At 47.3% G+C, this 1,423-nt stretch carries 1 protein-coding gene; it reads left to right on the top strand.

The window, feature by feature from the left end:
* Positions 1-260: 260 nt before the first annotated feature.
* On the top strand, positions 261-1,423 hold a 1,163-nt coding region (gene iscB / locus QUB06_RS34530; protein ID WP_333439337.1), incomplete at its 3' end, for an RNA-guided endonuclease IscB.

The following is a 1,423-nucleotide window of genomic DNA, read 5'->3' as shown; positions in this document are numbered from 1 at the left end:
GTCAGGAACCCCATAGCTAAAGCTAGGGGCTTATAGACTGTCCGGCTCTTCGAGCGGGATGGAACAAGCCAAACCTGACCAGGCTAAGTCCTTTGAGGACTCCGTTTTGTGAGTCATGACACCAACGAATGCTCCGCCAGTTCGTTGCCCTGTCGCTAAAAGTTAAACAGTTCTAACGGGTTAAGACAGTGCTTTTAGCCGAACAAGCTCATTAAACATTGCCGAGGCTAACATTACACGCAAGTAGAAGAGACGCAAAAATGTCTAATTTTATTTTTGTTAGAGACACTAAAGGGCGACCGCTATCACCCTGTCAACCAGGAGTAGGGCGCTCATTACTTAACGCAGGTAAAGCATCTGTTTTCAGGCGATTTCCCTTTACGATAATTTTGAACAAAGAGGTTGACGCAAGTCCTAAGCCGTTAGAACTCAAACTCGATCCAGGTTCTAAAACTACTGGTATTGCCATCAAGCAGAGCGACAAGATAATCTTTGGAGCCGAACTACAACATCGAGGACAACAAATTAAAGAAGCATTGCTGTCTCGTCGCCAACTCAGGCGAGGAAGACGCAATCGCAAAACTCGGTATCGTCAGGCGCGATTCCTCAATCGCACCCGTCCTGATGGTTGGCTAGCTCCATCCTTACAGCATCGGGTCGAAACAACACTCACATGGGTTCGCAAGTTGATTCGATTTGCACCCATTGCCAGCATTGTTCAAGAGCTAGTGCGATTCGATTTGCAACTAATGCAAAACCCTGAAATCTCAGGTGTTATGTATCAGCAAGGAGAATTGCACGGTTACGAAGTCCGCGAGTATCTCTTGGCAAAATGGAATCGGCAGTGCGCTTATTGCTCGGTTGAAAATGTACCGTTTGAGATTGAACACATTCAAGCTAAGTCAAGAGGTGGTTCTGACAGGGTTTCCAATTTGACGCTTGCTTGTCACGATTGCAATCAAAAGAAAGGTAATCAGGATGTTCGGGCATTTCTAGCGACTAAACCCGACGTGCTAAACCGCATCCTCAAACAGGCAAAACTACCACTCAAAGATGCAGCAGCAGTCAACTCAACCCGATGGGCGTTGTTCAATGCACTTAAAGAGGCGGGATTACCTGTCACTACTGGTACGGGCGGGCAAACTAAGTTCAATCGCAATCGATTAGGGTTGCCCAAATCGCACTGGCTTGATGCTGCGTGTGTAGCCAACTTTGACACACTCGAAGTCTTAACCTCAAAGCCGTTACTGATTGCAGCAAAAGGGCATGGGACACGACAGATGTGCGGTACAAATAGCTATGGCTTTCCTACTCGGCACAAATCCAGAGTGCAAATCCACAAAGGGTTTAAGACTGGCGATATTGTCAGTGCAACCGTTACCGCAGGGAAGAAAATCGGCTGCTATGTAGGGCGGGTTCTCTG

It is taken from the genome of Microcoleus sp. D2_18a_D3 (assembly GCF_036702455.1).
Classification (GTDB): Bacteria; Cyanobacteriota; Cyanobacteriia; order Cyanobacteriales; family Microcoleaceae; genus Microcoleus.
The sequence above is the reverse complement of the archived record's forward strand: the minus strand, read 5'-3'. Positions and strand labels throughout refer to the sequence as shown.